This is a genomic window from Mycobacterium sp., from assembly GCF_049280035.1.
Lineage (GTDB): Bacteria > Actinomycetota > Actinomycetes > Mycobacteriales > Mycobacteriaceae > Mycobacterium.
On record NZ_JBAPPI010000567.1, the window covers coordinates 1 to 8,614 of the forward strand.

At 64.0% G+C, this 8,614-nt stretch carries 7 protein-coding genes and 2 pseudogenes; 4 read left to right on the plus strand and 5 right to left on the minus strand.

Translation table 11 applies throughout. The features are described 5' to 3' along the window. The first annotated feature begins 407 nt into the window (after positions 1-407). Positions 408-668 carry a hypothetical protein gene (locus WAN71_RS18515; protein ID WP_422226729.1) on the plus strand — a complete coding sequence of 87 codons (261 nt, stop codon included), beginning with the start codon at positions 408-410 and terminating at the stop codon, positions 666-668. Positions 669-847: 179 nt separating this feature from the next. Here WAN71_RS18515 and WAN71_RS18520 read toward each other — a convergent pair whose 3' ends face one another. Continuing rightward, positions 848-1,129, minus strand: coding sequence for a hypothetical protein (locus tag WAN71_RS18520; protein WP_422226730.1), 282 nt, complete (start codon positions 1,127-1,129; stop codon positions 848-850). A gap of 108 nt (positions 1,130-1,237) precedes the next feature. On the opposite strand from WAN71_RS18520, the pseudogene WAN71_RS18525 reads away from it, so the two are divergent. The 3 genes and pseudogenes from WAN71_RS18525 to WAN71_RS18535 form a co-directional block, all read left to right on the plus strand. Then, positions 1,238-1,345, plus strand: a pseudogene (locus WAN71_RS18525) (LLM class F420-dependent oxidoreductase); the annotation flags it as partial. A 59-nt stretch (positions 1,346-1,404) separates the two neighbouring features. Next, entirely contained in the window at positions 1,405-1,638 is a 234-nt protein-coding gene (locus tag WAN71_RS18530) for a hypothetical protein (protein WP_422226731.1), read from the plus strand. A 102-nt stretch (positions 1,639-1,740) separates the two neighbouring features. Beyond that, a complete protein-coding gene (locus WAN71_RS18535; protein WP_422226732.1) occupies positions 1,741-2,868 on the plus strand; it encodes an epoxide hydrolase family protein in 1,128 nt (375 codons plus the stop codon). A gap of 8 nt (positions 2,869-2,876) precedes the next feature. Here WAN71_RS18535 and WAN71_RS18540 read toward each other — a convergent pair whose 3' ends face one another. From WAN71_RS18540 to WAN71_RS18555, 4 genes and pseudogenes are all read right to left on the minus strand, one after another. Continuing rightward, positions 2,877-3,305, minus strand: a complete 429-nt coding sequence (locus WAN71_RS18540; protein WP_422226733.1) for a DoxX family protein — start codon at positions 3,303-3,305, stop codon at positions 2,877-2,879. 17 nt (positions 3,306-3,322) lie between these two features. Further along, positions 3,323-4,777: an aldehyde dehydrogenase family protein gene (locus tag WAN71_RS18545; protein WP_422226734.1), complete on the minus strand. Its 1,455-nt coding sequence runs from the start codon at positions 4,775-4,777 to the stop codon at positions 3,323-3,325. Positions 4,778-4,849: 72 nt separating this feature from the next. Next, entirely contained in the window at positions 4,850-6,667 is a 1,818-nt protein-coding gene (locus WAN71_RS18550) for a fatty acyl-AMP ligase (RefSeq protein ID WP_422226735.1), read from the minus strand. 1,323 nt (positions 6,668-7,990) lie between these two features. Beyond that, positions 7,991-8,614 (minus strand): annotated as a pseudogene (locus tag WAN71_RS18555) (serine/threonine-protein kinase); the annotation flags it as partial.

Genomic DNA, 8,614 nt, shown 5'->3' on the forward strand with positions numbered 1-8,614 from the left:
ATGATGGCGTGTGCCGTGCGTGCCAGCTTGCGGGTCGTGGTGGCGATGGCATCGGCCGCGACAGCGATAGCCGCGACGACAGCAGCGCGAATAGTGGGTTTGCTCTCGATGGTTGTCATGCCTCTGAGTTTACCCGTCCTGACCTCGCAAAACAAGCGAAATCGGTTTGTATATCAACGGATTACGGTAGAATGATCGTATGACACCGACACCGGAGGGGGCCATCCAAAGTTCGCTGGGGTGTGCAAAGGGATGACGTTCGTCAAGCTTTGAACCCCGGCGAGCGAGTTCCTTTTTTTTGGGATGCATAACCCAAACACTTAACACGCAGGTCAGAGGAGGTTTTCATGGAAAACACGCCATCGCGGCCACCAGCGCCAACCTTCCTACGCAGACGAGGTAAAACCTTGTGGCACAGTGTAATTGAGGTCGGAGAGCCAACGCCAACCGAGTTGGCGATTTTGGCCGAATTGGCGTCTGTTCTCGACGAAATCGACGTCCTGCGCGCCGCTTTACGGCGATCTTCGGCGGTTGTCGTCGGCTCTACGGGGCAGCCGCGCTGTCATCCACTGCTCGGCGAGTTGCGCAGACATCGGGAACTCGCTGACCGCCTGGCCCGCAGTTTGGCGGTACCGGACGGCGGCCAGTATGAATCGGCGTTCGCGTGAGGCGGCGACGCAAGCCGGCCGAGGACTGCCGTTGCAGCCAGTGCGCGATCTGGCGCATCCGCCTCACGCGATGGGAGCGGCGGCACAGCTTCGGCGTGACCGAGCCGTACCCGCAGCGGGAGCACACCTAGCCAAAGAGAAACGGCCCGCACTTGGGCGGGCCGTTCTCCGATTCGTCGTTAGTTGGAGAGTGCGTCGAGTTCGTCGGCGGCGCTCAGCGCGTCGGCGGCCAGCCCGCGCAGCGCGGCGCTGTCAAACTCGACCTCCGGGCACTCGATGTAGGCGCAGCTGCTTGCAACGTGGCCGTCGGCGTGCTGGAATCCGACGACGCGGATTGGCACGTGCTCGCCGCGCCGGGTGCCGTCGAACCCGCGCAGCGGCACGCCGTCGTAGTCGCGCCACTTGTCAACGGTGGCGCCGGGGGGCGGCGGAACGCTGGGGTGTGTGTTGTTGGTGATCATGGGGTTCCTCTCCTGTTGGGTTTCGGGCGAAAACTCGCCTGATAACTGGGCGCACAACGCCACCAAAAGACCTGCGTTTTGCCTGGTCAGGATAGCGCTTTAAGCTTTGGCACCCTGACCATGCCGTGGATGTTCTACACCGGGTCAGATGCCACCCTGGCCGAGAAAGTCGACGGCATGAAGAAGTTCCGCAAGGACCTCGCGCTCGACCGGTGACACGGCTTGTGGCGAGGAAATCGTTCCGTCGCCCGCTCGATTGGCCTAACGTGTCAGGGGTGGAGTTACCCGGAAACCCCGAATTAGTGCCGGTAGAGGCATTGCGCTCAGGTGACCCGATAACCGACGTCCATGGTGGCGGCCAGCATTACACAGTCCTCGAGTCGAAAGCTTTCGACGAGAGCTGCGTGGTCCTCGAGCTCGAGTCGAAAGCCAACGACCAGCTTCGAGTGATCGAGATGTCCTTCCCGGCCGGCTACTACATGGGCAGGTCGCCTCGGCGCATTCTGTGACGCCACGGCGTCCAGCTAATTCGGGGAACAACGTTGGGTCGGCGGGACCACCCGCACACCTGCCGACACTTGCCGCTTAGCGTTGCCTGCACTATGAACGCTATGTCCGAACTCAAGCCGTTTCGCATCGATGTCCCGTCCGAGGTTCTCGATGATCTGCACACCCGCTTGGCGCACACCCGCTGGCCGGAAGCCGAGTGTGTCGACGACTGGAGCCAGGGCATACCTCTGGCCTACACCCGTGAGCTGGCGGCTTACTGGGCCGACGGTTACGACTGGCGGTCTCGCGAAGCCGCGTTGAACCGCTTCGACCAGTTCACCACCGAAATCGACGGGCTGGATATCCATTTCATTCACCAGCGGTCGCCCCACGCAGACGCTTTGCCGCTGGTGATCACCCACGGCTGGCCCGGATCGATCGTGGAGTTTCACAAGGTGATCGACCCGCTGGTCAATCCGGCGTCGGGACGCGCCGAGGACGCCTTCCACGTGGTGTGCCCGTCGTTGCCCGGATACGGGTTCTCCGGCAAGCCGGCGGAGACCGGATGGGGTGTCGGCAAGATCGCGCAGGCGTGGGAAACGCTGATGCTGCGCCTCGGCTACGACCGCTACGGCGCGCAGGGCGGCGACTGGGGAGCGGCCGTCACGACGCAGATCGGCCGCAACGGTGGCCGCTGCGTCGGGATCCATCTGAACATGCCGATCGCCCGGCCTGCGGCCGGCTCCGGCGGCGACCTCACTGAAGACGAGCAACAAGCGCTGGCGGCTTACGCGCAACACCGTAAATGGGGAACCGGCTATTCCAAGCAGCAATCCACTCGGCCTCAGACGCTCGGCTATGGACTCGTCGACTCGCCGGTGGGACAACTGGCCTGGATCGTCGAGAAGTTCTGGGCGTGGACGGACTGCGACGGGCATCCCGAAAACGCAGTGAGCCGAGATGAACTCCTCGACAACGTGATGCTGTATTGGGCCACCGGTAGCGGCGCATCCTCGGCGCGGCTGTACTGGGAGAGCTTCACCAGCTTCATCACCGATGGCCGTGTCGAACTTCCTACCGGCGTCGCCGCTTCTCCCAAGGAGATCCTGCGTACTCCGCGAAGCTGGTGTGAGGCCGCCTACAACATCACCCACTGGTCGACGATGCCGCGCGGTGGGCACTTCGCGGCATTGGAGCAGCCGGAGCTGTTTGTCGACGACGTGCGCGCGTTCTTCGCGACGGTGCGCTAAGACCCGAGTCAGCGCCGCAGCAGCCGGCGATTTCGTCGCCAGCCACCGCGTCGGGCATCCAGCGCGTAGACGCCACCGCCGGTGAAGATCAACAGGAAGAAGACAAAGCAGTACATCACCGCGGCCTCACCGTGGTTGTTGACCGGAAAGAACCCCTGCGGCAGGTGCACGCTGAAGTAGGCGACCGCCATTTGGCCGCAGGCCACGAAGGCGGCCTCCCGGGTGAATAGGCCGGGGATGATCAGTGCGCTGGTGATCACTTCGATCCAACCCGCGTAATAGGTCGGCCAGTGGCCCACCGGAGCTTGGTGATGAGCCGGCCAGCCAATCAATGTCGACAGGCCCTCGCACAGAAACAGCAGACCGAACACCACCCGGAAAACCGAAAGGGCAATCGGATAGTACGAATTGAGCCGTGCCTCAAGGTTGTGCGCCATGCGCCGACGATACGTGTTTACAGCTGTGCCCACACCGACTTCGTCTTCATGTAGGCCTCGATGCCTTCCCTGCCGAACTCGTGGCCCCATCCGGACTGCTTGTAGCCCCCGAACGGCACGTCGTGGTCAAACACCAACTGGCAGTTCACCTGAACGCTGCCGGCCTGTAGCCGCTTGACGATCCTGTGGGCGCGGCGCACGTTTTCCGTCCAGGCAGTGGCGGCCAGGCCGTAGGTGGTGTCGTTGGCCATCGCAACGGCCTCGTCTTCGTCGTCGAACGGCAGAATGCTGACCACCGGACCGAAGATCTCCTGCTGGTACAGCCGCATGGCGGGGTCGACGTTGGTCAGCACTGTCGGGTGCACGAAGTAGCCCGTGCGGTCCAGGCGGTAGCCGCCGGCGACCACTTCAACGCCGTCGCTGCGGCCCTCGTCGATGAAGCCCATGACGCGGGTCAGCTGTTTCTGGCTGATCAGCGGGCCGCTGACGCAGCCCTCCTCGCTGGGCGCGCCCAGCTTGAACGTATTCGCCATCAGCGCAATGCCTTCCACGACTTGGTCGTACACGCCGCGCTGCACGAAGATCCGCGATCCGCACACGCAGCCCTGGCCGGAGTGCACGAAGATGCCCAGCGACGCCATCAGGATGGCCTTGTCCATGTCGGCGTCGTCGAAGATCAGCACCGGCGACTTCCCGCCAAGTTCGAGCATGACTTTCTTCAGGTTGCCGGCGGACGCCCGCACGATCTCCTTGCCGACCTCGGTCGACCCGGTGAAGGCGACCTTCTCGACGTCGGGATGCGCGGTGATCGCCGCACCCGCGGTGTGACCGTAGCCGGTCAGCAGGTTGACGACACCGTCCGGAACACCGGCCTGGTGGATCAGGCTGTCGAGCAGAAGCGCCGAAAGTGGGGTTTCTTCAGCGGGTTTCACGAGCATGCTGCAGCCGGCGGCGAGTGCTGGCGCCAGCTTTGCGCTGGCATTGAAGATCGGGCCGTTCCACGGGAAGATCAGCCCGACCACTCCAAAGGGTTCCTTGAGGGTGTAGGCGTGCATGTTGACGAAGGTGTCCGTCGCGATGCCGTCAGTCTTCACGTCGTATGCGACGCCGTTGAGCTTCGAACACCAACCGGCGTAGTAGCGGAAGAACTCCGAGCAGGTGGACATCTGCAACTGCGCTTGCATCAGTGGCATGCCGGTGTTCAGCGAATCGAGCCGGGCGAATTCTTCGGCGTGCTCGTCGATCAAGTCCGCGATGCGCCACATGACCTTGGCCCGCTCGCGACCCGGCAGCTGCGACCAGACGCCCGACTCGAAAGACGCTTTCGCCCGCGCGACGGCGTCGTTGACCGCTTCGGTCCCGCAGTCAGTGAACTCGGTGATCGGCTCCTCGGTTGCGGGATCGATGACTTGAATGACGTCACCGGCGCCGGGGCGCCTGCGGAGGTCGTCCAGTACCGTCTGCAGCGTCATCTGATCCCTTCCGTAGCCTGGATGCTGAGCACCTGCTTAGCATTGTCGGCGCTGCCTGGTCAAGATCGGTTACTAGCGCGCACCCAGCGTGCCGTTGAGGTACTGCGCACGGCAGGCGCGGCGGGCCAACTTGCCGCTGGTGGTGCGGGGTATAGCACCGGCTGGCAGCAACAGCACATCGCTGACGCTGAGACGATGCCGGTGCGACACGGCCTGCCTGATCGCCTCAATCGCCGGTTGGGGATCGACACGGCTGGTGCCTGCAGCCCGCTCGGCGGCAATCACCAGCCGTTGGCCGCCATCATCGGCCGGCACGGAGAACGCCGTCGCGTAGCCACGACGAACGACAGGCGAGGCCTCCGCGGCGGTGGTCTCGATGTCCTGCGGATAATGGCTATGGCCTTCGATCGTCACCAAATCGGCTATGCGGCCAGTGACGTAGAGCTCGCCGTCGAGATAGACACCGAGATCCCCGGTGCGCAGCCAGGTGCCCTCGACGGTCGAGCCGTCCGCGTGGCTGCCTTTCCCGAGCCGCGATCCCAGTGCGGCGCCGAAGGTCGCCCGGGTCTCGTCGGGCATTCCCCAATAGCCCCGTCCAATGTTGTTGCCCTGCAACCAGATTTCGCCGACCGCACTGTCGGGCAATTCGGACCCGGTATCCGGGTCGACGATCACGGCCCACTGGCTGCGAGCCACCTGGCCGCAGGACACCTGCGCGACGGCGTTAGGGGCATCCGCCGGGACGCGTGCCGCGTGTCCGGCGCCCAGTTGTTGACGGTCGAAATAGACCACCGTCGCCTCGGCCTCGGGCGCGATCGTTGAAACGAACAGAGTTCCCTCGGCTATGCCGTACGAGGGTTTGAACGCTGTGCGCGGTAACCCGTAGGGCGCAAACGCCTTATTGAATGTTCTGATCGCATCGATGCTGACCGGTTCGGAACCGATGATCATCACCACATTGCGCAGATCGATGTCGTCACCTTGCGCAGGCAAGCCACGCTGCGCGGTCCACTCGTAGGCGAAGTTCGGCGCGGCGGTGACCACGCGGCCTTCCCGCGAGCCGGCCGACAACGCATGGATCCACCGTTGTGGCCTTCGGACGAACGCCGTCGGCGACATCAGCGTGGAATGTCCGCCGTACAGCGCCGGGAAGCCGATCATCGACAAACCCATGTCGTGGTAGAGCGGTAACCAACTGACGCCGTGGGTGTTTCGGTCCCGCAGGTCGATTGACAGGATCATCTGGACCAGGTTGGTTCCGACCGCACGATGGGTGACTTCCACGCCGACCGGGGGCCGCGTTGAGCCTGAGGTGTACTGCAAGTGCGAAACATCGTCCAGGCCGATTTCGTTGGGCACGAACAGTTCTCCCGCGGTGTCGGGAATCTGGTCGATGACTTCGACGTGCGGCCGGCGGCGCTGGGGGAGGTTGGCCAAGAAGCTCTCGACCGCGGCTTTTGCCGCGGTAGTGGTGAGGACGAGAGTGGGCTCCGAATCACGAAGAGCCGTATCGAGACGTTTGGCGTGGCCGGGCAATTCGGGGGCGAACAACGGCACCGCAATGGTCCCCGCCTTGACCGCCGCGAAGAAGCCCGCAACGTAGTCGATACCCTGCGGCGCGAGGATCGCAACCCGCTCACCGCGACCGGCCCCTTGTTGCACGTGTGCACCGATGGCTTGCAGCCTGGCCCCGAACTGAGTCCAGGTCACTTCCTCGGTGTGCACGTCCGTCGCGCCGGTGTGGTCCAGATAGCGATACGCCGTCGCGTCACCGGCATTCGCGATGTTGCGGTCGATGAGCGATATCAGCGTCACACCCCGAGGTAATGCGACGCCACCCTGCGCGTCCAGGCATTCTTCGATCTGTAGCAGTCCAGCACCGCTGTCCATAACCGAAAGTCTAGGTGCGCAGCCGATAACCTCAGCCGATCATCGACCCGCGCGTGGCGGCGGCGACGCCGGTGCAGGCGGAGCCTCGAACAACGCTGGATCGGCCACGATGACGCTCGGCGCCACATCGCCCGTGCGTGTGGCAACAAACGGTGTCCGGTAAACCGTTCCTTGAGTGCCACATCCATTGCTGAGAATAGTGCCGACCTGAAGGCCCTTCAGTGTGCCATCGGGCTGTGGATCCCATGACCAAAGACGGGTCTCGTCATCGCGGCCTGGCTTGTTGGTCTGTTGGCAATCCATCGGTGCCTGAAGGGTCAGCGTGCCCTGCCAGTGACCGTCGGCAAAATGGAGCACGCTTGTCGTTCCGGTGCCCTCTTGTTGGTTGGATTCGGCCAACTCTGATCCTGCGGCCGCGCATCCGACCGGCGTACACACCGAACGAAAGGCCCACCACTCGTTCACGGCGGCGCCCAGGCCGGTCACTGTGCCGTTGATCGTCTGATTCTGCAGATCGAAGTCCAGGCGGTAGGTGCCGTCGAGGACGGGACCTGCGACGTGTGGGGCTGCGGTGCTGGTCGATGCGGCGATGGTCACTTTTGCTGGATCGGCGACCCTCACGCCGCTCGGCACGTCGCCGGTGCGAGTCACGACGACTGGGGCCACGGCCACCTGTCCCTGAAGGCCGCATTCGTTGGTGAGCGCGGTGCCGGTCTTTTCGCCTCGAAGCGTGCCGTCGGGCTGTGGCTGCACTGACCAAGTCAGGATGACGGTATTAGCGCCCGCAACGACTTGACCGTCTGCTCCAAGGCAGCGCGGTTGGGCAAGTTGGCGTTGTGAGGGCGCAGATTGCCAGTGACCGTCGACGAAACGGTACTCGGCCGACGCGGCCGGGGTGCGCGCCACTTGCGGGTTGTTGGTGTCCAGCTGGGTCGCGGTGGCAACGCATCCCGTGGAACTGCACGATGAGCGAAAGGCCCACCAACCGGTGGTGTCGGTGGTGTGTACGGCATAGGGGGCGCCGTTGATCGTTTGCTTTTCGTAGTCGTAGTCGAAGCGGTACGTGCCGTCGAGTAGTGCGGGGGGTCGCGGTGGCGGCTTGGCTGCCGGGGCGGGGGTGGTGTTGGCCGCCGGTGCGGAGGCCGTCTTCCTGGTGGGCTGCATCAGGTAGCCGACGACGCCGATCGCGGCAACCAGCACCGTTGCCAACAGCGCCCCGAGCAGAATACGGGATCGCCTGCGTCGCTTCGGCTTCGGCGTGTCGGACCTGAAGATCGGCGCGGCGACCGTAATAGCGATATCGGTGGGACGATCACTGATGGCGGCCATGTCGGCCCGCTCGGTGAGGGCCGCGGCGAAGTCGCGGCATTGTCCGAATCGGTCGGCGGGGTCCTTGGCCAGCGCCCGCGCCAACACCTCATCGAGGTTCCTCAACTCTGGACGTCGATCGCTCAGCTTCGGTAACGGTGCGGTGAGGTGGCGGCTGATGACGGCCACCGGGTTGGAGTGCTGATACGGCGGCGCACCAGTGAGAAGGTGAAACGCAGTGGCCGCCAACGCATATTGATCGGCCCGCCCGTCGATGTCGGCACCCATCAACTGTTCAGGTGCGGCATAGGTGAGGGTGCCCACGGTGAAGTTGGTCACGGTAAGTCCACTGACGTCAACAAGTGGTCGCGCAATGCCGAAGTCGGCCAACAGGATTCGCCGTTTACCGTCCTCGGGATCGGTGAGCAAGATGTTCGCCGGCTTGACGTCGCGGTGCAGCAGGCCCCGGCTGTGCGCGTAGTCCAGTGCGGTAGCTAAACCGGTGACGATGTCGCACACGTCATGTATCGGCATCCCGGCCGGGTAGCGGCCTTTGACCAGCTGCGCGGCGTCGGTACCGTCGACGTAGTCCATCGCGATCCACAGGTGACCATCGATCTCGCCGCGATCGTGCACCGC

Excerpts from the sequence above, each read along its gene's own strand:
- WAN71_RS18550 (WP_422226735.1), bottom strand. The coding sequence starts at position 6,667 with ATGGACAGCGGTGCTGGACTGCTACAGATCGAAGAATGCCTGGACGCG.
- WAN71_RS18535 (WP_422226732.1), top strand. The coding sequence starts at position 1,741 with ATGTCCGAACTCAAGCCGTTTCGCATCGATGTCCCGTCCGAGGTTCTC.
- WAN71_RS18520 (WP_422226730.1), bottom strand. The coding sequence starts at position 1,129 with ATGATCACCAACAACACACACCCCAGCGTTCCGCCGCCCCCCGGCGCC.
- WAN71_RS18545 (WP_422226734.1), bottom strand. The coding sequence starts at position 4,777 with ATGACGCTGCAGACGGTACTGGACGACCTCCGCAGGCGCCCCGGCGCC.
- WAN71_RS18540 (WP_422226733.1), bottom strand. The coding sequence starts at position 3,305 with ATGGCGCACAACCTTGAGGCACGGCTCAATTCGTACTATCCGATTGCC.